The sequence below is a fragment of the Flavobacterium succinicans LMG 10402 genome (assembly GCF_000611675.1).
GTDB classification, from domain to species: Bacteria; Bacteroidota; Bacteroidia; order Flavobacteriales; family Flavobacteriaceae; genus Flavobacterium; species Flavobacterium succinicans.
Genome location: NZ_JATV01000002.1, coordinates 300,246 through 326,497 on the forward strand (window position 1 = coordinate 300,246; position 26,252 = coordinate 326,497).

At 35.6% G+C, this 26,252-nt stretch carries 25 protein-coding genes; 13 read left to right on the forward strand and 12 right to left on the reverse strand.

Features of this window, described 5'->3' with window-relative positions:
• Window positions 1-7 precede the first annotated feature (7 nt).
• A complete protein-coding gene (bshC, locus tag AO58_RS0102850) occupies window positions 8-1,597 on the forward strand; it encodes a bacillithiol biosynthesis cysteine-adding enzyme BshC (RefSeq protein WP_024980258.1) in 1,590 nt (529 codons plus the stop codon).
• Between the two features lie 90 nt (window positions 1,598-1,687).
• Window positions 1,688-2,107 carry a nucleoside-diphosphate kinase gene (locus AO58_RS0102855; protein ID WP_024980259.1) on the forward strand — a complete coding sequence of 140 codons (420 nt, stop codon included), beginning with the start codon at window positions 1,688-1,690 and terminating at the stop codon, window positions 2,105-2,107.
• 187 nt (window positions 2,108-2,294) lie between these two features.
• On the opposite strand, the gene AO58_RS0102860 is transcribed toward AO58_RS0102855, so the two are convergent.
• From AO58_RS0102860 to AO58_RS0102920, 12 genes are all read right to left on the reverse strand, one after another.
• Window positions 2,295-2,591 carry a DciA family protein gene (locus AO58_RS0102860; RefSeq protein ID WP_024980260.1) on the reverse strand — a complete coding sequence of 99 codons (297 nt, stop codon included), beginning with the start codon at window positions 2,589-2,591 and terminating at the stop codon, window positions 2,295-2,297.
• Window positions 2,572-3,012: a lipocalin family protein gene (locus AO58_RS0102865; protein WP_024980261.1), complete on the reverse strand. Its 441-nt coding sequence runs from the start codon at window positions 3,010-3,012 to the stop codon at window positions 2,572-2,574. The genes AO58_RS0102860 and AO58_RS0102865 overlap by 20 nt, the downstream gene beginning before the upstream one ends.
• Before the next feature lie 458 nt (window positions 3,013-3,470).
• On the reverse strand, window positions 3,471-4,424 hold the full coding sequence (gene ftsY, locus AO58_RS0102875) for a signal recognition particle-docking protein FtsY (RefSeq protein ID WP_024980262.1): 954 nt from the start codon (window positions 4,422-4,424) through the stop codon (window positions 3,471-3,473).
• Between the two features lie 116 nt (window positions 4,425-4,540).
• Window positions 4,541-4,693, reverse strand: a complete 153-nt coding sequence (locus AO58_RS17720) for a DUF4295 domain-containing protein (protein WP_066310049.1) — start codon at window positions 4,691-4,693, stop codon at window positions 4,541-4,543.
• A 67-nt stretch (window positions 4,694-4,760) separates the two neighbouring features.
• Complete coding sequence (rpmG, locus tag AO58_RS0102885; protein ID WP_007805817.1) at window positions 4,761-4,943, reverse strand: 50S ribosomal protein L33; 183 nt, start codon at window positions 4,941-4,943, stop codon at window positions 4,761-4,763.
• Window positions 4,944-4,972: 29 nt separating this feature from the next.
• Window positions 4,973-5,209: a 50S ribosomal protein L28 gene (rpmB, locus tag AO58_RS0102890; protein ID WP_024980263.1), complete on the reverse strand. Its 237-nt coding sequence runs from the start codon at window positions 5,207-5,209 to the stop codon at window positions 4,973-4,975.
• Between the two features lie 73 nt (window positions 5,210-5,282).
• Window positions 5,283-6,533, reverse strand: coding sequence for a CinA family nicotinamide mononucleotide deamidase-related protein (locus AO58_RS0102895; RefSeq protein WP_024980264.1), 1,251 nt, complete (start codon window positions 6,531-6,533; stop codon window positions 5,283-5,285).
• A 42-nt stretch (window positions 6,534-6,575) separates the two neighbouring features.
• A complete protein-coding gene (locus AO58_RS0102900; RefSeq protein WP_024980265.1) occupies window positions 6,576-6,920 on the reverse strand; it encodes an Hpt domain-containing protein in 345 nt (114 codons plus the stop codon).
• On the reverse strand, window positions 6,920-7,531 hold the full coding sequence (locus AO58_RS0102905) for a fumarylacetoacetate hydrolase family protein (RefSeq protein WP_024980266.1): 612 nt from the start codon (window positions 7,529-7,531) through the stop codon (window positions 6,920-6,922). The genes AO58_RS0102900 and AO58_RS0102905 overlap by 1 nt, the downstream gene beginning before the upstream one ends.
• A gap of 76 nt (window positions 7,532-7,607) precedes the next feature.
• Window positions 7,608-8,378: a 3'-5' exonuclease gene (locus AO58_RS0102910; protein WP_024980267.1), complete on the reverse strand. Its 771-nt coding sequence runs from the start codon at window positions 8,376-8,378 to the stop codon at window positions 7,608-7,610.
• Window positions 8,379-8,546: 168 nt separating this feature from the next.
• On the reverse strand, window positions 8,547-9,860 hold the full coding sequence (locus AO58_RS0102915; RefSeq protein WP_024980268.1) for a dihydrolipoamide acetyltransferase family protein: 1,314 nt from the start codon (window positions 9,858-9,860) through the stop codon (window positions 8,547-8,549).
• A 65-nt stretch (window positions 9,861-9,925) separates the two neighbouring features.
• Window positions 9,926-11,107: a glycosyltransferase family 2 protein gene (locus AO58_RS0102920; protein WP_024980269.1), complete on the reverse strand. Its 1,182-nt coding sequence runs from the start codon at window positions 11,105-11,107 to the stop codon at window positions 9,926-9,928.
• A gap of 238 nt (window positions 11,108-11,345) precedes the next feature.
• On the opposite strand from AO58_RS0102920, the gene AO58_RS0102925 reads away from it, so the two are divergent.
• The 11 genes from AO58_RS0102925 (at window position 11,346) to secA (ending at window position 26,113) form a co-directional block, all read left to right on the forward strand.
• Window positions 11,346-12,137 (forward strand): T9SS C-terminal target domain-containing protein, encoded by a 792-nt coding sequence (locus AO58_RS0102925; protein ID WP_139225533.1) that lies wholly within the window; start codon window positions 11,346-11,348, stop codon window positions 12,135-12,137.
• A 500-nt stretch (window positions 12,138-12,637) separates the two neighbouring features.
• Window positions 12,638-14,494 (forward strand): ABC-F family ATP-binding cassette domain-containing protein, encoded by a 1,857-nt coding sequence (locus AO58_RS0102935; protein ID WP_024980271.1) that lies wholly within the window; start codon window positions 12,638-12,640, stop codon window positions 14,492-14,494.
• 79 nt (window positions 14,495-14,573) lie between these two features.
• On the forward strand, window positions 14,574-15,032 hold the full coding sequence (locus tag AO58_RS0102940) for an FKBP-type peptidyl-prolyl cis-trans isomerase (protein WP_024980272.1): 459 nt from the start codon (window positions 14,574-14,576) through the stop codon (window positions 15,030-15,032).
• A 252-nt stretch (window positions 15,033-15,284) separates the two neighbouring features.
• Window positions 15,285-16,064: an O-methyltransferase gene (locus AO58_RS0102945; RefSeq protein ID WP_024980273.1), complete on the forward strand. Its 780-nt coding sequence runs from the start codon at window positions 15,285-15,287 to the stop codon at window positions 16,062-16,064.
• Between the two features lie 82 nt (window positions 16,065-16,146).
• A complete protein-coding gene (locus AO58_RS0102950) occupies window positions 16,147-16,776 on the forward strand; it encodes a carbonic anhydrase (RefSeq protein ID WP_024980274.1) in 630 nt (209 codons plus the stop codon).
• A 71-nt stretch (window positions 16,777-16,847) separates the two neighbouring features.
• Window positions 16,848-17,783, forward strand: coding sequence for an alpha/beta hydrolase (locus AO58_RS0102955; protein ID WP_244530685.1), 936 nt, complete (start codon window positions 16,848-16,850; stop codon window positions 17,781-17,783).
• Window positions 17,784-18,000: 217 nt separating this feature from the next.
• Window positions 18,001-18,687: an ABC transporter ATP-binding protein gene (locus AO58_RS0102960; RefSeq protein WP_024980276.1), complete on the forward strand. Its 687-nt coding sequence runs from the start codon at window positions 18,001-18,003 to the stop codon at window positions 18,685-18,687.
• Between the two features lie 73 nt (window positions 18,688-18,760).
• The gene (locus tag AO58_RS0102965; protein ID WP_024980277.1) at window positions 18,761-21,676 is read left to right on the forward strand and encodes a M16 family metallopeptidase; all 2,916 of its coding nucleotides are present in this window, start codon (window positions 18,761-18,763) and stop codon (window positions 21,674-21,676) included.
• A 107-nt stretch (window positions 21,677-21,783) separates the two neighbouring features.
• On the forward strand, window positions 21,784-22,353 hold the full coding sequence (locus tag AO58_RS0102970; RefSeq protein WP_024980278.1) for a cob(I)yrinic acid a,c-diamide adenosyltransferase: 570 nt from the start codon (window positions 21,784-21,786) through the stop codon (window positions 22,351-22,353).
• A 106-nt stretch (window positions 22,354-22,459) separates the two neighbouring features.
• Window positions 22,460-22,681, forward strand: a complete 222-nt coding sequence (locus AO58_RS0102975) for a DUF2795 domain-containing protein (protein WP_007138072.1) — start codon at window positions 22,460-22,462, stop codon at window positions 22,679-22,681.
• A gap of 87 nt (window positions 22,682-22,768) precedes the next feature.
• Window positions 22,769-26,113 (forward strand): preprotein translocase subunit SecA, encoded by a 3,345-nt coding sequence (secA, locus tag AO58_RS0102980; RefSeq protein ID WP_024980279.1) that lies wholly within the window; start codon window positions 22,769-22,771, stop codon window positions 26,111-26,113.
• The last annotated feature ends 139 nt before the right edge of the window (window positions 26,114-26,252 follow it).

Consider the following 26,252-nt stretch of genomic DNA (forward strand, 5'->3'; position numbering starts at 1 on the left):
CAATATTATGCCATCCGACTGTATCAGCTTTCAAAATTCTGGGTATTTTTCCTCATTAATCAATGACTATTTAGACCAAAAACCAAACGTACAGCCTTTGTACCATCGATTCCCAACTCTTGAAAACTTTGGCCCTCAAATAGATGAAAAGAAAGCCAACTTCGATGACTCTAAAAGAGCTGTTTTAGTTGCTTCTCTAGAATCCCAATATGCCAAAATAAATGCTTCTGAGACTACGCTTCATAACATTAAACTGTTAAACCAATCGAATACGTTTACGATTACAACAGGTCATCAACTGAATTTATTCACTGGGCCTTTGTATTTTCTATATAAAATCATTTCAACCATCAATCTGACTAAGGAATTACAACAAAAATATCCTGAACAAAATTTTGTTCCAATATATTGGATGGCTACCGAAGACCACGATTTTGAAGAAATCAATTACTTTACTTTTAAAGGAAAAAAATTCTGTTGGAACAAAGAAAGTACTGGACCAGTAGGCCGATTATCTACAGAAGGTCTTGAAGATTTTTTAACCATTTTTGCGCTAGAATTAGGAAGCAGTACCAATGCCGAAAAGCTAAAAACACTATTTCAAGAAGCTTATTTGAAGCATCCCAATTTAGCTGATGCGACCAGATATTTAGCCAATGCTCTATTTAGCGATTACGGATTAGTCATTTTAGATGCTGATGATGCCAATCTAAAAAGACAATTTATTCCATTCATAAAAGAAGAATTACTCAAACAAACAGCTTTTTCAAAAGTGAATGAAACTATCCATCAAATGGGTAATTACACTGTTCAAGTGAATCCTCGTGAAATCAATTTGTTTTACATAGAAGACAACTTGAGAGAGCGTATTATTTTTGAAGATGGAATGTACAAAATAAACAATACTAAAATTCAGTTTTCAGAACAAGAACTACTCGCTGAATTGGAACTCCATCCTGAAAAATTCAGCCCCAATGTAGTGATGCGTCCTTTATATCAAGAAGTTATTCTACCAAATCTAGCCTATATTGGTGGTGGTGGAGAAATAGCGTATTGGTTAGAATTGAAATCATTTTTTGATGCAGTAGAGGTGACTTTTCCAATACTCATTGTACGTAACTCCGTAGTATTGGCTACTGAAAAACAGCTAAAAAAAGCCGATGCCTTAGCCTTGACTTGGAGCGATTTATTCCAAAAACAAGCGCAATTAATCAACAACAAAACCAAACAATTATCCGAATTCGCCATCGATTTGAGCGATTTGAAACAGCAATTACAACAGCAGTTTCAAGCTCTCAATGAACTCGCTTACAAAACCGACCGTTCTTTTGAAGGCGCCGTAAAAGCGCAAGAAGTAAAACAAACCAAAGGACTAGAACAACTTGAAAAACGATTGCTAAAAGCACAAAAACGAAAATTAGCCGATAGTTTGAGCCGAATCACAGCACTTCAAAATGAACTTTTTCCTAACCAAAGTTTGCAAGAACGTCAAGCTAATTTTGCCGAATTCTATTTAGAAAATGGTGAACAACTACTTCCAAAACTGATCCAAAAAATACAGCCACTAGCAACGCATTTCACAATAATAACATTCTAAAGCATATAGATTGTTAATTAAATTCGTCTTTTACTAATCGGAATTGATAAAAAAGTATATTTTTGCTCCGAATTTAAAAAAAACCAAATAATGACTACGAATAGAACATTCACAATGATCAAACCTGATGCTGTAGCAAACGGACACATCGGAAACATTTTAGCAATGATTACCAATGCAGGTTTCAAAATTGTTTCTTTGAAATTAACGCAATTAACGGTTGCTGATGCAGAAGCTTTTTACGCTGTACACGCTGCAAGACCTTTTTACGGAGAATTAGTAGCATTCATGTCTCGTGGTCCTATCGTTGCTGCCATTTTAGAAAAAGAAAATGCAGTGGAAGATTTCAGAACTTTAATCGGAGCGACTAATCCAGCTGAAGCTGCTGAAGGAACTATCCGTAAAGCTTACGCAACTTCTATCGGTGAAAATGCTGTTCACGGTTCTGATAGCGACGAAAATGCTGCTATCGAAAGTGCTTTCCACTTTGCTGGAAGAGAGCAATTCTAAATCAGTGTTCAGTAAACAGTTTTTAGTGGGCTGTAAAATGCACTAAAAATAATTATCTCATAAAAAAATCCCATTTTGCTATAAACAAAATGGGATTTTTTATTACCTGAAAATTATAATTCAATAAAGAGTATATAGTCGCTACAGCAAACTGAATACTTATTACTGACCACTGAACACTCACATTCTACCTCAACACCACATCTCTAACCACATCACGACGCAATTCCTCATTAATCATGGCAATTATTTTCGATTTCCCGTGACTCAATTCCTCCCTCAGTACTGAAGACGTTAAGGCTACATATAATATATTACCTTTCAAAACCACATCTTGAGTATATGAATTTACACCATTGCCCATCAAATTTTTCCAAGCCTCACGAACATCAATCTGATTAAGACCTGTTTGCAGTTTATTCGCCTCAATAATATGCTTCAACACATCCCCTACCGTATTCTGATTATTTAGTCGTTTTGCCATTGTCAATAATTTTTATCGGACCTGTTTTTTTATAGTGATACTCTTTTTGCTCTGCATTTTTTAAGACCAATTCCTTTGCATCAATCTTTATCAATTCCTCTGACCATTGCGCAAAATCAGTCTTGAAATCTAGAAAAATTTGATCATTTTTCTCTCGAACACGAATCGTTTCTACCAAATCATTCGCCTGAAACGTACCGTCCAATTGCGGCATTACTTTCTTTCTAAATCCAGTATCGCCTTTTATTTCAAAATAATCAAAACTATCATTGCTCGGGTATTCTTTATCCGCACCCTCTTCAAAAACCACCTTCTCAATCTCCCAATACCCATTCAACAAAGTCACCGATTCTTTCTCAACTTTAGATTGACACCCTAAAAAAAACAAACAAAGGGTTACTACTACAACTACTTTTTTCATAGAATATTTTTAATTTTTATAAGGAGCTATTTCCTGCTGTCCACTATATCTTGTCGTCCCGAACCCCGGGACCAAAAGGATGCCGTTCCCATCAGGGCTAGAAAAACAGTGCACAACAACACCTCTGCTCTAATTACAAAGTACGCGTAAATCAAGTAAAGAAACAAAGAAAAACAGTTCGCATTCCACATTTTAAAACAAAAAGGAAAGCAACTAAAAAAAAATTAAAAAGATGGAAAAACAATAAATTAGTATAGAAAAAGCAAGGAAAAATCAGCTTTTATCAAATTTTACTTAGCACTAAACTTCTTGTAAATACCAATTAAAAAAAGAACCCCGCCAGCTCCTAGAAAAAAGCCATACGCATAATCCATTTTACCTCTAACAAAATTAGCCAAGACAAGACAAATCATACTGATGAAGTACAAATATAAAGGGCTAAAATTTTTCACATCAAACTATTTAAAGAAAGAATCTACGAACTCATACTTATTAAAGACTTGTAAATCTTCAATTCCTTCACCTACTCCAATATATTTTACTGGAATCTGGAACTGGTCCGAAATACCAATAACAACGCCACCTTTGGCCGTTCCGTCTAATTTAGTAACCGCAAGAGAAGTAACTTCGGTAGCAGCCGTAAATTGTTTGGCTTGTTCAAAAGCGTTTTGACCTGTAGAACCATCTAGTACCAAAAGTACATCATGAGGCGCATCAGCAACCACTTTTTGCATCACACGTTTCACTTTTGATAGCTCATTCATTAAATTGATTTTATTATGCAAACGTCCAGCGGTATCAATAATCACAATATCGGCATTTTGTGCCACCGCTGATTGCAAAGTATCAAAAGCTACAGAAGCTGGGTCACTTCCCATCTCCTGACGCACTATAGGCACTCCAACACGATCTGCCCAAATTTGTAACTGATCGATAGCTGCCGCACGGAAAGTATCCGCCGCTCCAAGAACAACATTGTATCCTGACTTTTTAAACTGATAAGCCAATTTACCAATAGTAGTGGTTTTACCCACTCCATTTACGCCTACCACCATCAATACATAAGGTTTAGTATTGATTGGTACTACAAATTCTGAAGCTTCTCCGTTATTAGTTTCAGATAACAAGCCAGCAATTTCTTCTTGAAGAATTGCATTTAACTCATCAACCCCTAAATATTTATCTGCTGCAACACGATTTTCAATACGAGTAATAATTTTTAAAGTAGTAGCAACTCCAACATCTGAAGCTACTAAAATTTCTTCCAAATTATCAAGCACATCATCATCTACTTTTGACTTACCGGCAACAGCTTTTGTTAATTTTGTAAAAAAATTAGTCTTTGTTTTCTCGAGTCCTTTATCTAAAGACTGCTTCTTATCGGAGGAAAAAATACGTTTAAAAAAACTCATTTGGGCTAGTTTAAGTAGGTCATGAAAAAAATCAATGCAATATTTGAAAGCGTAAATATAAAAAATAAAAAAGCTACTTCCGAAAGAAAGTAGCTTTTATATAAATTGTATGAAAATTATTTCTTTTTCAAGAATTCATCAACTGCTTCAGGAGCCATAATAGATTCTACGAATGTATAAGCACCAGTCTTAGGAGATTTCACCATTTTAATGGCTTTTGATAATCTCTTAGAAGCGGTTTGTAACGATGCTACGGTTTTCTTTGCCATGATTCAAATGTTATTTGTATTTTAAAAATCTCTAATTAAACAATTGAGACTTTAAAACCACTTGTTATTACTTAATTTCTTTGTGAACAGTTACTCTTTTCAAGATTGGATTAAATTTTTTAATCTCTAATCTGTCTGGAGTATTTTTTTTGTTCTTTGTTGTGATGTATCTTGAAGTCCCTGCAACACCAGTTGTTTTGTGTTCAGTACATTCTAAAATTACTTGGATTCTATTACCTTTCTTTGCCATCTTGCTATATAGTTATTATTGGAAAAAGATTATTTGATAAATCCTTCTGATTGCGCTTTTTTCAAAACAGCAGCAATTCCATTTTTATTAATTGTTTTTATCGTAGATGCTGCTACTCTAAGAGTAATCCATCTATCTTCTTCTGGAAGATAAAAACGCTTTTTCACTAAGTTTACAGAAAACTTTCTCTTAGTTTTATTCATAGCGTGAGAAACGTTATTTCCTACCATCGCTCTTTTACCTGTAAGGTCACAAACTCTTGACATTATCTTATCTTTTATCGTTATTCAAAATCAGGGTGCAAAGAAAAGAAAAATAAACGGATGAAACAAAAAATTATTACACATTTTTTAAAATTTCTTTTTGCATCATTTCCAAACTCTTAGTTACCGCTCTATCGATAACTTTCTCACGGGGCTGACCAAAATTAAACGCTTCCACTAGTACACCATTTGGTGTAGCCAAGGCAATAAAAACACTACCAACACTAGCCTCAGAGTCACCTTTTGCTGGTCCAGCATTACCAGTAGTCGCAATAGCATAATCCGTTTGGAATATTTTTTGAGCATTCACCGCCATCTCTTTTGCCACCTCTCCACTAACCACACTATGCTGTTCAATCGTCTCAGGACGCACTTCCAACAACTTAATTTTCATCGCAGTAGCATATGCCACTATACTCCCTTTATAGTAACCAGAAGCCCCAGGGACACTTGCGATTAATTGTGCTATTTTACCTCCCGTACAACTTTCAGCCGTAGCGATTGTCCTATTTTTTTGAACTAACATACGACCAACAACAACTTCCAAAGTTTCTTCCTCATCAAACCCCACAATAATATCACCAATAAGATTTTGTAAAGATGCCAACAAATCGTGCAACGCCGCTTCCAAAAACTGCTTATCTTTTCCTCTTGCCGTCAACCGTAAACGCACCCGACCTGGAGCTGGCAAATACGCTAAGCTCACAAAGTTAGGCAAATCATCCTCCCATTGCTCAATGCGTTCAGCCACCAAACTTTCGCCTTGACCATAAGTAAGCACAGTTTTATGTATAATAAAAGGACGCTCGTATTCGCTAACTATTTTAGGTACCACTAGATAATCCACCAAATATTTCATTTCATAAGGCACTCCAGGTAGCGATACAAAAACGGTATTTTCTTTTTTGAGCCACATTCCCGGAGCCGTACCCACTTCATTATGCAATACCGTAGCCTTCGAGGGCACCAAAGCTTGGTCGATATTCATTTGCGAAGCTTTTCGCTGTAATGCTTTTTCAATTAAAGCTACAACATGCAACTCAACCTCAACATTACGAACAAGCGTATCCTCAAAATAATCACAAATCGTTTTTTTAGTAACATCATCTTTTGTCGGCCCTAAACCACCAGTAATCACCACCAACTCCACCTTATTCTGCAAAGAAGCAAACGTATCCAAAATAGCTTTTCTATCATCACTAATAGAAAGCATCTCTTTAACCTCAACCCCTATTCGATCCAGTGCTTTTGCAATGTAAGCTGAATTGGTATCAATAATTTGCCCAATAAGAATTTCGTCACCGATAGTAATTATGGTTGCTTTCATATACTAATAAAATTGAAATGAATATCCTTTTCGAATCAGCTATTACAAGTCAAAATCCTTTTTGATTTCCTTAATAGCATCTTTTACCCTTTTTTTGAGGCTCTTGAAAGTTTCTATAATATCTTTTTTTCGACCTTCGGTTTTAGTCCAAGCTTCTATTTGGAGAATTTCTTCAAATGCGACATTTAATCCGATTAAATCAAGAGTAGGTTTGGTCTTGTGCGCGTAGGCGTATGCTAATTTATGATCGCTCTCATCAATTCCTTCTTTGATTTTTTTCAAATCTTCTGGAACTTCAGTAACAAAAAGAGTTAAAATTTGCAACACAAATTCTGGATCATTGTCCGAAAGCGCATACACTTTGGAAAGGTTGTATTTTAAAGCCATTATTTTACTTGTATTCTAAATAATTGTTGTCCTTCTAAAAATCCTTCTAAAACATCATTGGGTTGCACAGCAGCAACTCCAGCTGGTGTTCCGGTAAAAATGATATCTCCTATTTTCAACGTAAAAAACTGCGAAACATAAGCAATCAACTCATCAATAGACCATAACATATGACTAGAACAACCTTTTTGAACGCTTTGTCCGTTATTAGTTAACTCAAATGTAAGATTTTCAAGTGAACTAAAGTGAGTTTTAGGCAAAAAATCTCCAATCACTGCCGAACCATCAAAAGCCTTTGCTTTTTCCCAAGGCAATCCTTTTTGTTTTAGTTTTTCCTGTAAATCTCTTGCCGTAAAATCGATTCCAACACTAATTTCTTCATAATATTTATGTGCAAACTTAGGTTCGATGTATTTTCCAACTTTACTAATTTTTACAATCAACTCAATTTCGTGATGAATATCCTCTGAAAATTCTGGAATCACGAAAGGATGCTGCTTTAGTAAAATAGCCGAATCAGGCTTCATAAAAACCACTGGCTCCTCTGGACGTTCGTTTTTTAACTCTTCAATATGGTTGACATAGTTCCTGCCAATGCAAATTATTTTCATAACTTAAGTGAATAGTAATTAGTAAAAAGTAATTAGCAAACACATACTATTCACTAATTACTTTTCACTAATCACTCTATTTTGTGTTTAACTTTCTTAATTTAATGGCTGTAAGTACTTTTTTGGTATACAAAGGAAAATCGGCGTTTTGAATCCAGCTAAAATAACCAGGCTCCGTCTCTAATACCTTTTCAACCTTAACACCTTTATGCTTTCCAAAAGTAAAAATCTCTTCATCGTCTTTATCAAAAGCAATCATTCCAGCGAAATCGGCTATTTTTTTTCTTGTCGTAAATTCGGACAACACTTTCATATCGTTTTCCAACTCAGGATAGCGATCCAATTGTGCTTTTAAAATTTCGTAAGTAGCCATCGTATCTGCTTCGGCTGAATGAGCATTTTCGAGCGAATTACCGGTGTAAAATTTCAATGCCGCCGCTAGCGTACGTTCTTCCATTTTATGAAAAATAGTCTGTACATCTACAGAAACTCTATTCTTCATATCAAAATCAACTCCTGCTCTCAACAATTCCTCAGCCAATAAAGGAATATCAAAACGATCTGAATTGAATCCAGCCAAATCAGCATCCTTTATCATATTGTACACCTGCGAAGCCAATTCTTTGAAGGTGGGCTCGTTGGCTACTTTTTCATTAGTAATCCCATGCACCGCAGTTGTCTCAGCAGGAATAGGAATGGTTGGATTGACCAACCAGGTTTTACTTTCTTTGTTTCCGTTGGGGAAAACTTTAAAAATTGAAATCTCTACAATGCGATCTTTCCCAATATCAATACCTGTTGTTTCAAGATCGAAAAAACAAATGGGTCTATTTAATTTCAGTTCCATTTCATCCTATTATTTACAATTGCAAATATACTTTTTTAAGCAGGACTAAAAAGACTTCTCTTTAATAAAATGGAACAAACAGAATGAAATCCAAATCTTTACAAAAAAATTAAAATAAAAAAACCGACATAAAATACATTATGTCGGTTTTGGATTGTTAGTTTTTTATTAAAAATCCCTATTTGGATCAAATGCCTCTAAATATTCTGCTACTCTTTTCACAAAACTTCCTCCTAATGCGCCATCTACCACACGGTGATCATACGAATGAGACAAGAACATTTTTTGACGAATTCCAATAAAATCACCTTCTGGCGTTTCGATTACCGCTGGCACTTTTCGAATAGCCCCTAGCGCCAAAATACCTACTTGCGGCTGGTTGATAATCGGTGTTCCAAAAACAGAACCAAAAGTCCCCACATTGGTCACCGTATAGGTTCCGCCTTGTGTATCGTCTGGCTTTAATTTTCCGGCTTTCGCACGATTTCCTAAATCATTTACTGCTTTTGCCATTCCCACCAAATTCAATTGATCGGCATTTTTGATAACAGGAACAATTAAATTTCCGTTTGGCAAAGCGGCTGCCATACCCAAATTGATGTTTTTCTTTTTGATAATAAAATCACCATCAACTGAAATATTCATTCCTGGAAAATCTTTCAAAGCTTTCGCCACAGCCTCCATAAATATAGGAGTAAAAGTCAATTTCTCCCCTTCTCTCTTTTCAAAAGCAGTTTTTACACGATCTCTCCATTTTACAATGTTAGTTACATCGACTTCAATGAATGACTGCACGTGAGCCGAGGTTTGAACAGAAGCTACCATATAACCCGAAATTAGCTTACGCATTCTGTCCATTTCTACAATTTCGTCTCCACCATTAACAGAAACCGGAGCAGCTTTTGTAGCCACAGGAGTTGGCGACACAGACGACACTGTATCCACCATTAATGATGGTGTAGCAACCACTTTAGGTTGATTTCCTCTATTTTTAATATACTCTAAAATATCAACTTTGGTAATTCTACCCTCTTTACCTGTTCCAGAAATAGTTTGTAATTCTACAACAGATACTCCTTCTTCTTTGGCAATATTTTTTACCAAAGGAGACAAAAACTTATCCGATTCCGTAAAATCTACTGGAGCAAGCACGGCTTCTTTAGCCAATTCAATTGACTTTTCGATTGCTACCACCTCTTCTGGAACTGCATTAGCAACAACAGATTCTGCAACTGCACCACCTTCGGTTTCAATAATAGCAATGGTTTGACCCACCTGAACCAAATCATTAATTTGAAACAATTGTTCTACTAATACCCCTGAAACTTCACTAGGCACCTCGCTATCCACTTTGTCTGTAGCAATTTCTAATACTGCTTCGTCTGCTTCAATTGTTTCCCCTACTTGTTTCAACCAATTGGTAATGGTTGCTTCTGCAACACTTTCTCCCATTTTTGGAAGTTTTAATTCAAATCTTGCCATATCAGTAACCTAAACGGTGTTTTTTATTTTCTGTTTGCGAAATTAACAAATAAATCGAATGTAAATTACATTTTATATAAATTATTCGGAATTTTCAAAACCGTACCTCTTTCGTTATTATTATCACTTCCTATTAAAAAATTAGAACTTTTAGGAAGAATTTTAAAAGTAAATCCTCTATTCTTTAGTAATTCCAAAAAAGCGATGCATTCTTGAAAAGAAATATAATTATTATCCAGAAGTATTTCGATTCCTTTTTCCTTTATAAAAGAAGACGAATTTACCATTTTTTCTCCTTTTAAAGCATGAAACGCCACTTTTTTTCCCAAAGCCAACTGTAATTCCTGCGCCACTTTTTCATCTTCAGAAAAAAAACAATAGGCATTGAATTCTTTTTTATGTTTTGGTTTTCCTTGAAACATTTTTAAAATGGAAAACAAAATAATCCCTAACTCCATAAAAATTTCAAAGAAAAAGGAAATTCTAAAATGTTTTTGATAAAAAAAACGCATGGCTTCTTGAAAGCGCTTCATGTAAGTACCATCTTTTACGGTACTTTCGCCTTTGTAATGCAAGACTGTCGTTTCGTGAAAATAAAAATTGTCTTTTCCTTTTTGCAACACCTGATAGGATAGGTCAATATCGTCTGAGTACATAAAGCAATTTTCATCAAAACCACCCACTTCTAAGTACAATTCACGAGAGAGGAACATAAAAGCACCCACTAAAATATCGACTTTACCGGTTTGATCAGGCTGTAAATGTTGCGCATAATACTTCGTGAAAATTGAAACAAAAGGAAACCATCTGTACAATCCCATGACTTTTGTAAAAGCTACCCAAGGTGTGGGAACCCCTCGTTTGCTTTCGGGTAAAAAATTTCCGGAACCATCAATGAGTTTTACACCAACAATGCCAAGATTTTTTTGAGCTTTAGCAAAAGCCAATACCTTCTCAAAAGTATCTTCGGCTACAACAGTATCGGGATTCAAAACACAAAGATAGTCCCCTTTGGCAGCAGCAACTCCAATGTTATTGCCTTTTGAAAAACCCAGATTCTCTTTATTTTGAATCAATTGTATGGCTGGAAATCGTGTTCGCATCATCACGCAACTATCGTCAGAGGACGCATTGTCGACCACAATAATTTCGCCATCGATATTTTCTAACGCTTTTTGAACACTAAGTACACATTGTTCCAAGAAATAGCGCACGTTGTAATTGAGAATGATAACAGATAATTGCATGATGCAAATATAATGAGATAAAATGCTTTCAAAAGCGTTACCAATCCTTCTTGTTATTAAAAGTTTATTACAACTATATTTCCGTATTTTTACCTTTCCCTTAGCATCAATGTTTATGAAATTCTTGTTGTACTTACTATGCTGTTTTTCGTTCGTTTACCCTCAAACGAATAAACTTAATGATGTTGCTATCCTAAAAAACAAAAAAAATAAGCACTCAAGGATCAAAACAAAACACTTGCATTCTGCTCCACTATCCGATTCCTTAAAAGAAACTTCTGGGTTAGTATTTTTTGAGGGTTTATTTTGGACACACAATGACGACCAAGACACCACGCTTTATGGCTTGGACGGGTCAGGAAAAATCAAAAAGAAAATCAAACTGCACGGAGTAGTGAATCAGGATTGGGAAGAAATCACTCAAGATAGTTCCTACCTATATATAGGAGACTTTGGCAACAACAATTCTGGGAATCGAAAAGATTTGAGTATTTTAAAAATAGAGAAGACATCCTTTCTGAAAGAGCAACCTCATATTGAAACCATCACTTTCTCGTATAGTGATCAAACGGATTTTAATCCACAAAAACCCAACACCACCGAGTGGGATTGCGAAGCTTTTATAGCAACGAAAGACAGTATCTATTTGTTCACTAAAGTATGGAAAACTTCGACTACAAACCTTTATGCTTTGCCCAACACCACAGGCCACCAAATGGCACAACTAAAAGCTTCTTGGGATTGCAAAGGCTTAATCACTGGCGCTACTTATTTGGAGCGTGAAAAAAAAATAGTACTGTGTGGCTACACTAAAAAAGGAAGCCCTTTTTTATATCTTTTGTCTGATTTTACGGGAAATCAATTTTTTTCGGGTGGCAAAAGAAGGATCAATCTAAAAATGCGATTTCATCAAATTGAGAGCATTGCTACGATGGATGGCAATACCTTTTATTTAACCAATGAAGCTTTGGTCAGAAAACCTTTTTTGAAGATTCCGCAACAATGGCATGTGGTAAAGCTGAAGGATTGAAAGAGTAATAACACGAATAACAACTACAATTAAGCACTACACTTTTTAAGTCACATCGAGCAGTTTATTCTGAGCGAAGTCGAAGTACAGTCGAAAGGCACTATTGGTTCTCGACTGCGCTCGAACTGACAAATCAGACTAATGTATAAAAACCATTGATACTCCTTAACACGAATGTCATTAAGTTAAAAGATTTTTGATTGAAGAGTAACGATTTTTGATTTTGGTCAAGTAAATAAAAATCAAATGATTTTCAGTATTTTTTACATCAGCAATCAAAAATCATTAATCAAAAATCAGCAATCATTTCCTCGTTTAATCTTTAACTTAACGACAGCGGGACCCATGTTTCCTGACAATGCCTTTTGCCGATGTTCCTAAAAACAACCTTAACCCTTTCAGAAATAATTCGCAAATGGCTATAGAATAGCTTACTTTTGCCAAATGTTACGATTCTTAAACCAATCCTAACCCATAACTCATAACTCATACCTTATCAAGTGAATTACTTATCTGTCGAAAATATCTCTAAGTCTTTTGGAGAAAGAACCCTTTTTGAAAACCTTTCGTTTGGGATTAATAAAGACCAAAAAATTGCCTTTATTGCCAAAAATGGTTCAGGAAAAACCTGCATCATGAAAATTATTAACGGCGAAGACGAACCCGATACGGGACAAGTGGTGATTCGTAAAGACATTAAAATGGCTTTTTTGTCGCAAGATCATAATTTGCAAGACGAATTGACGATTGAGGAAAGTATTTTCGCTTCGGATAATGAAATTTTGAAAGTGATTGAACGCTACGAAAAAGCGTTGGAAAATCCCGAAGACGAAGAAGCCTACCAAAAAGCGTTTGATCAAATGGATCAATACAATGCTTGGGATTTTGAAACGCAGTTTAAGCAGATTTTGTTCAAATTAAAGTTAGAAGACTTTAAGCTGAAGGTTAAAAATTTGTCAGGTGGACAGAAAAAAAGATTGTCTTTAGCTATCATTTTGATCAATCGTCCAGACTTATTGATTTTGGATGAGCCTACCAACCACTTGGATTTAGAAATGATTGAATGGTTGGAAAGTTATTTTGCCAAAGAAAACATTACGTTGTTTATGGTGACGCACGACCGTTTCTTTTTGGAGCGTGTGTGCAACGAAATTATAGAATTAGACAACGGGAAATTACACCAATACAAAGGCAATTATTCCTATTATTTAGAGAAAAAAGAAGAGCGTATTGCCTCTGAAAACGCTAGTGTGGACAAAGCCCAAAACTTGTTTGTTAAAGAATTGGAATGGATGCGCAGACAACCTAAAGCCCGCACCACCAAGTCGAAATCGCGTCAAGATGATTTTTATGTGATTAAGGAAAAAGCTCAAAGTCGCCGTCGCGAGAACAAAGTAGAGCTCGAAATCAACATGGAGCGCATGGGCAGCAAGATCATTGAGCTGCACAAAATCTCGAAAAAATTTAAGGATCATGTGATTTTGGATAACTTTAGTTTTGATTTTCAACGTGGTGAACGCATCGGGATTATTGGAAAAAACGGGACAGGAAAATCTACTTTTTTGAACGTTCTAACGGGCACTTTACCTCTGGATAGCGGAAAAGTAATTGTGGGTGACACGATCAAAATTGGGTATTACACGCAATCAGGTATCAATCCGAAACCCAATCAAAGGGTTATAGATATTATTAAGGAATACGGAGAATACATTCCACTAAGCAAAGGGCGCATTATTTCGGCTTCGCAATTGCTAGAGCGCTTTCTGTTTGATGCCAAAAAGCAATATGATTTTGTAGAAAAATTAAGTGGTGGCGAATTGAAGCGTTTGTATTTGTGTACCGTTTTGATACAGAATCCTAACTTTTTGATTCTAGATGAACCTACCAATGATTTGGATATTGTAACCTTGAATGTGCTCGAGAGTTTTCTGCTAGATTATCCTGGATGTTTGATGGTGGTGTCGCACGATCGTTATTTTATGGATAAGATTGTCGACAATTTATTTGTATTTAGAGGACAAGGCGAAATTGAAAACTTTCCCGGAAATTACTCTGATTTTAGAGCCTATGAAGACAGCGCTGATGTGGCACAAAAAGAAGAAAACAAAGCCGAGAAAAAAGATTGGAAACAAAACAATCCAACAGGTAACCTGACTTTTAACGAGCAAAAAGAATTTCAAAAAATAGAAAAAGAGATCAAAGATTTGGAACTGGAAAAAGCAAAAATAGAGCAGCTTTTTGCCGATGGCCAAGTGGTTGAAATTGAGAAAAAAGCGAAAGAATTAGAAGTCATTATTCAGAAAATCGAAACCAAAGAAGAGCGTTGGTTTGAACTTTCGGCCAAATTAGAAGGATAACACTTTTAAAATTTTCTTAAAGATTCTTGCTTAAAATAATGAATGCTTATTTTAGCGACTATTAAAAATTACAGTAAAAATGAAAAAATTAGCATCAGCATTTATGCTCCTAACCTTATTTGTTTCTTGCAGCTTGGATAAAACAGAAGCTATTGATTACAGCGCACAAAACGAACAAGAAATTAAAGATTATTTGACCAAAAACAACCTAAAGGCCGAACGCACTTCATCAGGCCTATATTATATCATCAATGAAGAAGGCACGGGAGAACATCCTAAAGCCACTTCTAATGTTACGGTAATTTATAAAGGATATTTTACTGACGGAAAAGAATTTGACAAGAGCAAAGACGAAGGCGCAACTTTTGGATTAAATCAAGTAATTAAAGGATGGACAGAAGGCATCCCTTATTTTAAAACAGGTGGAAGCGGACAACTGTTTGTTCCTGCACATTTAGGATATGGCAGTTTTGGATACGGTCCAATTCCGGGTGGATCCGTTTTGATTTTTGACGTAAAATTACTTTCGATTAATTAATTTGGAGACAACATTTATAAATAAGCCATACTACTTTTTTGTTATGGCTTATTTTTTTTTATCAACTTCAGCAGTAGTGTTGTTGTTTTTACGGATACTTAATAATGAAAAATAAAAAAGCACCCAAGCTTCGTCTATAGCCCCGATAGCAGCGGCATCCTTTGCTTTTTTTTCAAAGCAAAGATATAGCGGATAGCGGGACTTTGCTAGTAAATAAGCCTTTTGTGGGTTGCTTCAAAAAAAACCAATAGTATGTTTTTTCAACTCAAATCGTACCTACACTTTCTATGGCTCTCCAAAAATGAACACGGGGTACATTCGCCTTTTGTGTTTACTTTGGTCACGCAATGCTTTTATGACAAAGCAAAACATGCTGATTATGCCGTTTTAAACCAATACAGATCGTCCCTTTTGGCCGATAAAAACGCGATTGAAGTGACGGATTTCGGCGCGGGATCAAGAGTTTTTAAATCTGCTAATCGGAGCATTGCGCAAATTGCGGCAACGGCTGGGATTTCGAAAAAACGAGCGCAATTACTGTATCGAATTACCCGTTACTTTGAGCCCAACTCGATTTTAGAACTAGGAACATCCGTGGGTTTAGCAACCGCTTCAATGGTGTTGGGAAACAAAAAAGCCCAAATTACAACGCTTGAAGGTTGTCCTGAAACGGGAAAAATAGCCAAAAACCTGTTCAAAAATTTCCATTTCCATCAGATTGAAGCGATAACTACTCGATTTGAGGATTTTTTACAGGAAGACCAATTGGCTGCCAAAAAATATGATTTGATTTATTTTGACGGAAATCATGCCAAAGAAGCAACTGTAAGGTATTTTGAGCAATTACTACCTACGACTCACAATGAAACGGTTTGGATTTTTGACGACATTCATTGGTCAAAAGAGATGCAAGAGGCTTGGGCAATGATACAAAATCATCCTAAAGTAACAGTAACTATTGATACGCATCAATGGGGTTTGGTTTTTTTTAGAAAAGAACAAGCCAAAGAGCATTTTGTAATTAGGATATAAATGTAAACCAACACCTTTGGTTTAAACAAGAAACGAAGTGAGCAGCCGACATCTAATCACGATCTAAATAAAAAAGAAGAGCATGAAGATTGAACAACTTTTTAAAAATAACAAAGAATGGATCCAAAAACACATGAAAGATGATCCTGACTTTTTTGAAAATTTAGCTAAAAAACAAACACCCGAATTTTTATATATTGGATGTTCCGATAGTCGAGTAACGGCAGAAGAACTGATGGGTTTGCGCCCAGGAGAAGTTTTTGTGCATCGCAACATTGCCAATTTGGTACCTAACAACGATTTGAACTCCATGTCAGTGATTAATTATGCTGTAAATCATTTGAAGGTAAAACACATTATTGTGTGTGGCCATTATGGTTGCGGAGGAATTGCTGCCGCAATGCAACAGTCGGATTTGGGCTTATTAAATCCGTGGTTGAGAAACATTAGAGACGTGTATCGATTGCATTTTAAAGAACTCGAAGCCATACCTAATGAAGAAGCCAGAAACCGAAGATTAGTCGAACTTAATGTACAAGAACAATGCATTAATATTATAAAAATGGCCGAAATACAGCAAGCCAATCTGGAGCGAAAATTAGTGGTCTATGGATGGGTATTTGATTTAAAAACAGGGGAATTGAAAGATTTAAAAATTGATTTTGATGCCATTTTACAAAGAATTACCACTGTTTACAATATCATTAAATAGATTTTGTAAGTCAATAAGTTATTAGTTACCTCTAAGAGTGGCACATCGAAACAAAAAAAGCACAGACAATTATGAATAGACTTATTTTGATAATTTTGGCTTTTTCATTATTTTCTATCAATTGTAATGGACAGAAAGTCTTTATCCCAAAAATTGAGAAAGTTTTTCTTGACGAAACCGATAAAACAAAAAATTGTTATACAATAATTTATCCGCCAAAACTTCCTTGGACTGGATATATTTTTCTAATTCCAGGTTTTGGTGAAACAGCCGAAAACGTTTTACAACAAACTGACTTACCCAATAAACTAGCATTAAACGGAATTTTAACAATTATACCAACCTTTCAAGATGGAGTTTTATCTTTTGGTGTAGACAATTTAAGCCAACAAACTTTTGAAAAAATTCTTGAAGATGTAACCTCTAAACACAAACTGATTGACCAGAAATTTTATGTCGGTGGATTTTCAATTGGTGGTAGTTGTGTTCTTAAATATACTGAAAACGCAGAAATTAAACCAACAGCAGTTTTTGCGATTGACCCACCACTAGACTTTGAAAGATTTTATAATTCCGCAAAAAGAGAAATTAGACTTTCAAAAGATAACTCAGCCAATCAAGAGAATGTTTATATGATAGAAAGACTTGAAAAAGAAACTGGAGGAAGTCCAACAACGAAACTAACTGAATACTATAATATTTCGCCTTACTCATTTTCAGACACAACTCAAGAAGCAATTAAAAAATTGACAAAAATACCTTTGAGAATTTACACAGAACCTGACATAAATTGGTGGATGAAAGAACGTGGTACAGACTTTACGAGTATGAATGCGACAGAATGCTCCGCTATGATTAATGAACTAAATAAACTTGGAAATCAAAGTGCAGAATTAATAACAACACAAAATAAAGGTTACAGAAAACCTGACAATAGAAGACATCCTCATGCTTGGAGTATTGTGGATAATGAGAAATTAATAAAGTGGTTACTAAAACAGAAATAGCACTTTTCAGAAACGTTGGTTTTTGAGCTTACTTAAAAGTTGGTTTTATACTTGCAAAGTCAGCGTTTAACCGAAAGTTTTGGTTCCCTCAATCAGCCACGTCTGCAAGATGCAAAACGATGGTGTAACAAAAATCAGCTTTTGGATACTTATACTTTCAAAAATACCTTTTACATTTAGGGAAAAATAAAAGTCACTCATTCTAACATACTTTCTAATGACAGAACCACTTATAAAAATCACCAACATTAAGCGAAATTTTCAACTAGGCAACGAAACGGTTTATGTATTAAAAGGCATTGATTTAGAAATAAACAAAGGCGAATACGTGGCCTTAATGGGACCTTCGGGATCAGGAAAATCAACTTTGATGAATCTTTTGGGTTGCTTAGACACCCCAACTTCTGGAACTTACATTTTGAACGGCAAAGATGTCAGTAAAATGAAGGATGATGAATTGGCCGAAATTAGAAACAAAGAAATTGGCTTTGTGTTTCAAACTTTTAACCTTTTGCCAAGAACAACCGCACTAGACAATGTAGCTTTACCAATGATTTATGCAGGACATTCAAAAACGGAACGCACCACAAGAGCCACCGAAGTATTGAACCAAGTGAATCTTGGCGACCGCATGGATCATCAACCTAACCAACTTTCGGGAGGTCAACGTCAGCGTGTAGCCATTGCTAGAGCCTTAGTCAATAAACCATCGATTATTTTAGCCGATGAGCCCACAGGAAACTTAGACAGTAAAACATCAGTAGAAATTATGAAATTGTTTGGAGACATTCACGCCCAAGGCAATACCGTAATTTTAGTAACGCACGAGGAAGATATTGCTGCCTACGCGCACCGCGTGATCCGTTTACGAGACGGATTAATCGAAACCGACACCACTAAATGATTAAAAGATTGAATAATTAAACAGTTCACCGATTAAACTATTAAAAAAGCCACTAACCCAAAAACCATAAACTATGTTACAAAAAGCCCTTTTTTCCTTATTCATTTTATGCAGCGTAGCCTCAACGGTTGCGCAAGATCAAATAGAATGGAAAGAAACTACTAGCAATGGATATACTTATAAAACAGTAACCAACGACCCTACCAAAGCCCGTTTTTATACCTTAAAAAATGGGTTAACGGTAATTTTGAGTCCTACCAAAAAAGACCCTCGTATCCAAGCTTACATCGCTATTAAAGCCGGAAGCAAAACCGATCCCGCTACCAATACTGGATTAGCGCACTACTTAGAGCACATGCTTTTTAAAGGAACAGATAAATACGGAACCTTAGATTGGGCTAAAGAAAAAGTTGAATTAGACAAAATTGATGCTTTGTATGAGCAATTCAATCAATCCAAAGACAGTGTAGAAAGAAAAGAAATCTATAAGAAAATCGATCAAACTTCGGGAGTTGCCAGTAAATATTCCATTGCCAATGAGTACGATAAAATGATGTCTGCTATGGGCGCACAAGGAACGAATGCCTTTACTTCTTTTGAGCAAACAGTATATACTGATGATGTTCCAAGTAGTTCTTTGGATAAATACTTAGCCGTACAGGCGGAACGTTTTAGAAATCCAATTCTAAGAATTTTTCATACCGAACTAGAAGCGGTTTATGAAGAAAAAAACAGAACACTAGACAATGATGGTCGAAAAGTTTCGGAAGCTTTATTTTCCAACTTATTCAAGAAACACAATTATGGTTTACAAACCACTATTGGAACAGTTGAGCATTTAAAAAACCCTTCGCTAATTGAGATCCGAAAGTATTTCAACAAATATTATGTACCCAATAATATGGGAGTAATTATGTCAGGCGATTTTAATCCGGATGAAGTAATTGCAAAAATAGACAAGGCTTTTGGGTATATGCAACCTAAAGCCATTGAAAAATACACTTTTGAACCAGAAGCACCAATAACCGCACCAATAACAGTTGAAATTGTTGGTCCTGATGCAGAGAGTTTTGCCATCGGTTACCGTCTTCCTGGCAACAAAGATAAAGATGCCTTATTAGCAAATTTAGTTGGGCAAGTGTTTACCAATGGTAAAGCTGGTCTATTGGATCTTAATTTAGTTAAGAAACAAAAAATGCTTCGCGCGAGCGCATTCAACTACAGCCTGATCGATTATAGTGTTCTTTATTTATCAGCAGCACCTACTACTGGTCAAACCTTAGAAGAAGCCAAAGCATTAGTCTTAGCTGAGATTGAAAATTTAAAGAAAGGAAACTTTGATGATGATTTAATCCCTTCGATTATCAATAACATTAAAAAAAGTAAAATCTACGAAACTGAAAAATACGGAGATCGCGCAAGTAATTTAATGAGCAATTTTACCTCAGAATTAGACTGGAGAGATCAAGTTGCCTATGTAAACGATTTGTCAAAATTAAAAAAAGAAGACATCGTAGCTTTTGCTAACAAATATTTCGGCGAAAATTATGTAGTGATTTACAAAAGAAAAGGCGAAAACAAAAACAAAGTTAAAATTGAAAAACCACAAATTACTCCTGTCGAGACGAATGCGGACAAACAATCTGAGTTCTTAAAACAAGTCAACGCTATTCCAAGCATTGCTTCTACACCAGTATTTTTGGATTACAACAAAGACATTCAGAAATCAAAAATCGAAAAAGCAGAAGTACTTTATGTTCAAAACAAAGACAATTCTATTTTTAGGTTAAAATATCGTTATAAAATTGGAGGCCTACATAATTTAAAACAAGTACTAGCTGCTCAATACATCCAATTTTTAGGTACTGATACAATGACTGCTGAACAAATTTCAAAAGCATTTTATAAAATAGCTTGTAGTTTCAATATCTCAAGTGGCGAAGAATACACCACCGTAAGCATTGAAGGGTTGCAAGAAAATTTTGAAAAAGCAGTTCAATTGTATGAAGAAGTGATTTCAAATGCAAAAGCAGATGAAAAGGCTTTAATAGCACTTAAAGCAAGAATAGCAAAATCCAGAAAAGATTTAAAAGCAAACAAAAATGCTATTTTACAAGGATTAACTAACTATGCTATTTATGGTCCAGTGAATAAGTTCAATGCTGTTCTAAGTAATTCTGAATTAGAGTCCTTAACTACTGAGGAATTAATGAGTCTTTTGAAAAACATGAACAATTACGAGCAAACGATTATTTATTATGGACCAGCACCTCTAGCTACTGTTGTTAAACAAATAAAAGATCTACATAAAGTTCCTGCTTCATTCACTGCTACACCAGCAGCTAAAGTTTTCAAACCATTACTTCAAACTCAAAATCAAGTATTTTTTACTAATTATGATATGGTGCAAGCCGAAACTCGCTGGGTAAGAAATACAGAAACCTATGATGCTAATAAAAATGCAATCATTACTGTATTTAACAACTATTTTGGCGACATTGTTTTTCAAACTATTCGAGAAAGTAAAGCCTTAGCTTATAGCACCTATGGATATTATGTAGAACCTCAAAAGAAAGACGAATACTACCGAGTTTTAAACTACGTTGGAAGTCAAGCTGACAAATTCAAAGAAGCTTCTAAAGCGATGAATGAACTTTTGAACAACTTACCTGAATTAAGCGAAAATTTAAATTTAGCCAAAGGTCAAGTTAAAAAAGACATTCAAACCGAAAGAATCACCCAAGACAATATCATCTTTAATTACTTAGCCGCCAAAGAACTTGGACTAAAAGAGGATGCAAGAAAAAAAATATTCTCAACCGTAGATCAAATTTCTATGACTGACCTCAAAACTTTTCACAACAACTTCATAGCCAACAAACCTTACAGTTATGCGATTGTAGCCTCTGAAAATAAGATTGATATGAATGAAATGAAAAAATTAGGAGAAATTAAAAAAGTATCGTTAGAAGAAATTTTTGGCTTCTAACATTCATTTAATACCAAAAAAAAGACTGCTTTTCGGCAGTCTTTTTTACATTTACAGCGTTTAACAAACATTGTTATCCTCAATACATTTAGCACTATTCCATCAAAATGAAAGTATATACTAAAACCGGTGACTCCGGAACCACAGCCCTATTTGGCGGTACCCGTGTACCGAAAGATCACGCTCGCATCGAGAGCTACGGCACTGTAGACGAACTCAACTCATACATTGGCCTAATTCGGGACCAAGAAATGGACAATCACTACAAAAACACACTCATCGAAATTCAAGATCGTTTGTTTACTATTGGAGCGATATTGGCAACGCCACCCGAAAAAGAGGTCATGAAAAATGGAGAATTACGATTGAAAAAACTAGGTATTGTAGATCAAGATATTGAATTTTTAGAAGTTGAAATTGACACCATGGAAGCGCTTCTTCCTCCTATGACCCATTTTGTATTACCTGGCGGACATACAACCGTGTCATATTGTCATATCGCACGTTGCGTATGTCGACGTGCCGAGCGGTTGGCTGTGCATTTGAGTCACAATGAACCCGTTGCTCCTATTGCTATTCAGTACTTGAACCGACTTTCTGACTACCTTTTTGTGTTGGCACGAAAGTTGACTCTAGATTTAAACGCTGAGGAAGTAAAATGGATTCCTAGAAAGTAAATTTTTTCCTAAAAATAACGTTCTTAACTTTACGCAAAAATAAATTACTTTTTACTTGTTTTATTCCGTAAAAAATTTATTTTTGCACAAATTAAATCGACAAAATATGTATTGGACATTAGAATTAGCATCTTATTTAAGTGATGCACCATGGCCTGCTAACAAAGACGAACTTATTGACTACGCTATTAGAGCTGGTGCTCCATTAGAAGTAGTAGAAAACCTTCAATCTATAGAAGACGAAGGCGAGATATATGAATCAATGGAAGAAATTTGGCCAGACTATCCAACCGACGAAGATTATCTTTGGAACGAGGATGAGTATTAAAAAACAACCCCAAGAAAAAGTCTCCAAAAAGAGGCTTTTTTTTTGTTATAAATAACACAAAAAATAAAACAGAAATACCGATAAATCATGAGTTTCATAAACAGCATACTAAAAGTATTTGTAGGCGATAAATCTCAAAAAGACGTTAAAGCATTACAACCTTATTTAACTAAAATCAAAACTTTTGAGAGTAGTTTACAGGCCTTGTCACACGATGAATTAAGAGCTAAAACCGCTTTCTTCAAAGAAAAAATCAAACAAGCTAGAGCCGAGAAAGATGCCAAAATCACTGCTTTGAAAGCAGAAGTAGAAACCATCTCAGATATCGACAAAAGAGAAGATATTTATATCGCTATAGATGCTTTAGAAAAAGAAGCTTATGATATTTCTGAAAAAACTTTAATGGAAATTCTTCCTGAAGCTTTTGCAGTAGTAAAAGAAACAGCTAGGCGATTCAAAGAAAACACTACCATTAGCGTTACTGCTACTCCAAAAGACAGAGAATTATCAGCTACCAAAAGCTACATCAACATTGTGGGCGATACGGCTAATTGGGCTAATTCATGGAATGCCGCTGGTAAAGAAATCACTTGGGACATGATTCACTATGACGTTCAGTTGATTGGCGGAATGGTCTTGCACCAAGGGAAAATTTCTGAAATGCAAACGGGTGAAGGAAAAACGTTGGTGGCAACACTTCCATTGTATTTGAATGCTTTGACAGGAAATGGAGTGCACTTGGTAACGGTAAATGATTACTTAGCAAAACGTGATAGCACTTGGAAAGCTCCTTTGTTCGAATTTCATGGTTTGACGGTAGATTGTATTGACAATCACCAACCGAATTCTGAAGAAAGAAAAAAAGCATACGAAGCGGATATTACTTACGGAACTAATAATGAATTTGGTTTTGATTACCTAAGAGATAATATGGCGCATTCGCCAGAAGACTTGGTACAACGCAAACACAATTACGCCATAGTCGATGAGGTGGATTCTGTTTTAATTGATGATGCTAGAACACCTTTGATTATTTCTGGTCCAGTTCCACAAGGAGACCGTCATGAGTTTAATGAATTGAAACCGAAAATTGAAAACCTTGTAAGTTTACAACGTCAATTGGCTAATGGATTTTTGGCAGAAGCTAAAAAATTAATCAAAGAAGGTAACACCAAAGACGGTGGTTTCAATTTATTGAGAGCTTACAGAAGTTTACCTAAGAACAAAGCATTGATTAAGTTTTTGAGTGAAGAAGGTATCAAACAATTGCTTCAAAAAACCGAAAACCAATACATGCAAGACAACAATCGCGAAATGCATATTGTTGACGAAGCTTTGTATTTTGTAATTGAAGAGAAAAACAATCAAGTAGAATTGACGGATAATGGAATTAAATTCCTTTCTGGTGATACAGATGCAGACTTTTTCGTTCTTCCAGACATTGGAACTGAAATTGCCGCCATCGAAAAACAAAAACTAGACAAAGATGCTGAAGCGGAAGCTAAAGAAAAATTGTTCCAAGATTTTGGAGTAAAAAGCGAGCGTATTCATACTTTGACACAATTATTAAAAGCCTATTCTCTTTTCGAAAAAGATGTAGAATATGTGATCATGGACAATAAAATTCTTATTGTAGATGAGCAAACCGGTCGTATCATGGATGGCCGTCGTTATTCTGATGGATTACACCAAGCTATTGAAGCCAAAGAAAACGTAAAAATTGAAGCAGCTACTCAAACTTTTGCTACTGTTACGTTGCAAAACTACTTCAGAATGTACAACAAATTAGGTGGTATGACCGGAACAGCCGTAACAGAAGCAGGCGAGTTATGGCAAATTTATAAATTAGACGTTGTTGAAATTCCTACCAATAGAGGAATGGCTAGAATTGACAAAGACGATTTGATTTACAAAACCACTCGTGAAAAATTCAATGCCGTTATCGAAGATGTTACCGAATTATCTAAAGCAGGAAGACCGGTATTAATTGGAACAACATCCGTAGAGATTTCAGAGTTACTGAGTAGAATGCTTAAAATGCGAGGTGTAACTCACAACGTATTGAATGCAAAAATGCACAAACAAGAGGCTCAAATTGTTGAAGAAGCAGGAAAACCAGGCGTGGTAACTATCGCTACCAATATGGCGGGTCGTGGAACGGATATCAAATTGACACCAGAAGTAAAAGCTGCAGGCGGATTGGCCATTATCGGAACAGAACGTCACGATTCACGTCGTGTGGACCGTCAGTTACGTGGTCGTGCAGGTCGTCAAGGAGACCCAGGAAGTTCTCAATTCTATGTTTCGTTAGAAGACAATTTAATGCGTTTGTTTGGCTCAGAAAGAGTAGCCAAAGTAATGGATAGAATGGGCTTACAAGAAGGTGAAGTGATTCAACATTCTATGATGACCAAATCTATTGAACGCGCACAGAAAAAAGTAGAAGAAAACAACTTTGGTGTTCGTAAACGTTTGTTAGAATATGATGACGTTATGAATGCACAACGTGAGGTAGTATACAAACGTCGCCGTCATGCTTTACATGGAGAGCGTCTAAAACTAGACATTGCCAATATGTTGTATGATACTTGCGAATTAATTGTTTCAAACAATAAACTTAGCAACGATTTCAAAAACTTCGAATTTGAATTGATTCGTTACTTCTCTATCACGTCACCAGTAAGCGAAAGTGATTTTGCCAAACTGAATGAAATGGAATTAACTGGAAAAGTGTACAAAGCTACTTTGGATTTTTACACTGAAAAAACAGCAAGAAGCGCTAGAGAGGCCTTCCCTATTATCAAAAGTGTATATGAGGACCCAAACAATCAATTCGAACGTATTGTAGTGCCTTTCTCTGACGGAATCAAATCATTGAATGTGGTAACTGATTTGAAAAAAGCTTACGATTCTGAAGGAACTCAATTGGTAGCTGATTTCGAGAAAAACATCACTTTAGCGATTGTAGACGAAGCTTGGAAAAAACATTTACGTAAAATGGACGAATTGAAACAATCGGTTCAATTGGCAGTTCACGAACAAAAAGACCCATTGCTTATTTACAAGTTAGAAGCCTTCAACTTATTCCGTTCTATGTTGGATAATGTGAATAAAGAAGTGATTTCATTCTTGTTTAAAGGTGACTTACCTGCTCAAGAAAACCAAAGAATTCAAGAAGCTAAAGAAGTAGAACGTCCAAAAGACGATTACCAATTGAATAAAGACGAAATCGAGAACAGCGAAAGTATCAATCGTGAGGCAGGACAAACACAAGCCCGCCAAGTGACTGAAACTATTGTTCGCGACCAGCCTAAAATTAATCGTAATGACACGGTAACTATTCAAGAAGTAGCTACTGGCAAAACAGAAACGATGAAATACAAAAAAGCTGAAAGCTTATTGGCAGCTGGAACTTGGGTTTTAGTAAGCTAAATATTTTAAAATAAGTTTTAAAAACCGCCTCAACTGTGAGGCGGTTTTTTTTTGAAAAATAACTATTTGATAATGTGAAAATTAAAAAACAACGAAAGCTTGTTTATTTATTTTCTTACCTTTAGTAAAACATTTAACA

What these genes read in the sequence shown, in the direction of transcription:
- bshC (WP_024980258.1), top strand. Translation starts at nt 8, where the DNA reads ATGCCATCCGACTGTATCAGCTTTCAAAATTCTGGGTATTTTTCCTCA.
- AO58_RS0102855 (WP_024980259.1), top strand. Translation starts at nt 1,688, where the DNA reads ATGACTACGAATAGAACATTCACAATGATCAAACCTGATGCTGTAGCA.
- AO58_RS0102860 (WP_024980260.1), bottom strand. Translation starts at nt 2,591, where the DNA reads ATGGCAAAACGACTAAATAATCAGAATACGGTAGGGGATGTGTTGAAG.
- AO58_RS0102865 (WP_024980261.1), bottom strand. Translation starts at nt 3,012, where the DNA reads ATGAAAAAAGTAGTTGTAGTAGTAACCCTTTGTTTGTTTTTTTTAGGG.
- ftsY (WP_024980262.1), bottom strand. Translation starts at nt 4,424, where the DNA reads ATGAGTTTTTTTAAACGTATTTTTTCCTCCGATAAGAAGCAGTCTTTA.
- AO58_RS17720 (WP_066310049.1), bottom strand. Translation starts at nt 4,693, where the DNA reads ATGGCAAAGAAAACCGTAGCATCGTTACAAACCGCTTCTAAGAGATTA.
- rpmG (WP_007805817.1), bottom strand. Translation starts at nt 4,943, where the DNA reads ATGGCAAAGAAAGGTAATAGAATCCAAGTAATTTTAGAATGTACTGAA.
- rpmB (WP_024980263.1), bottom strand. Translation starts at nt 5,209, where the DNA reads ATGTCAAGAGTTTGTGACCTTACAGGTAAAAGAGCGATGGTAGGAAAT.
- AO58_RS0102895 (WP_024980264.1), bottom strand. Translation starts at nt 6,533, where the DNA reads ATGAAAGCAACCATAATTACTATCGGTGACGAAATTCTTATTGGGCAA.
- AO58_RS0102900 (WP_024980265.1), bottom strand. Translation starts at nt 6,920, where the DNA reads ATGGCTTTAAAATACAACCTTTCCAAAGTGTATGCGCTTTCGGACAAT.
- AO58_RS0102905 (WP_024980266.1), bottom strand. Translation starts at nt 7,531, where the DNA reads ATGAAAATAATTTGCATTGGCAGGAACTATGTCAACCATATTGAAGAG.
- AO58_RS0102910 (WP_024980267.1), bottom strand. Translation starts at nt 8,378, where the DNA reads ATGGAACTGAAATTAAATAGACCCATTTGTTTTTTCGATCTTGAAACA.
- AO58_RS0102915 (WP_024980268.1), bottom strand. Translation starts at nt 9,860, where the DNA reads ATGGCAAGATTTGAATTAAAACTTCCAAAAATGGGAGAAAGTGTTGCA.
- AO58_RS0102920 (WP_024980269.1), bottom strand. Translation starts at nt 11,107, where the DNA reads ATGCAATTATCTGTTATCATTCTCAATTACAACGTGCGCTATTTCTTG.
- AO58_RS0102940 (WP_024980272.1), top strand. Translation starts at nt 14,574, where the DNA reads ATGAAAAAATTAGCATCAGCATTTATGCTCCTAACCTTATTTGTTTCT.
- AO58_RS0102945 (WP_024980273.1), top strand. Translation starts at nt 15,285, where the DNA reads ATGTTTTTTCAACTCAAATCGTACCTACACTTTCTATGGCTCTCCAAA.
- AO58_RS0102950 (WP_024980274.1), top strand. Translation starts at nt 16,147, where the DNA reads ATGAAGATTGAACAACTTTTTAAAAATAACAAAGAATGGATCCAAAAA.
- AO58_RS0102955 (WP_244530685.1), top strand. Translation starts at nt 16,848, where the DNA reads ATGAATAGACTTATTTTGATAATTTTGGCTTTTTCATTATTTTCTATC.
- AO58_RS0102960 (WP_024980276.1), top strand. Translation starts at nt 18,001, where the DNA reads ATGACAGAACCACTTATAAAAATCACCAACATTAAGCGAAATTTTCAA.
- AO58_RS0102965 (WP_024980277.1), top strand. Translation starts at nt 18,761, where the DNA reads ATGTTACAAAAAGCCCTTTTTTCCTTATTCATTTTATGCAGCGTAGCC.
- AO58_RS0102970 (WP_024980278.1), top strand. Translation starts at nt 21,784, where the DNA reads ATGAAAGTATATACTAAAACCGGTGACTCCGGAACCACAGCCCTATTT.
- AO58_RS0102975 (WP_007138072.1), top strand. Translation starts at nt 22,460, where the DNA reads ATGTATTGGACATTAGAATTAGCATCTTATTTAAGTGATGCACCATGG.
- secA (WP_024980279.1), top strand. Translation starts at nt 22,769, where the DNA reads ATGAGTTTCATAAACAGCATACTAAAAGTATTTGTAGGCGATAAATCT.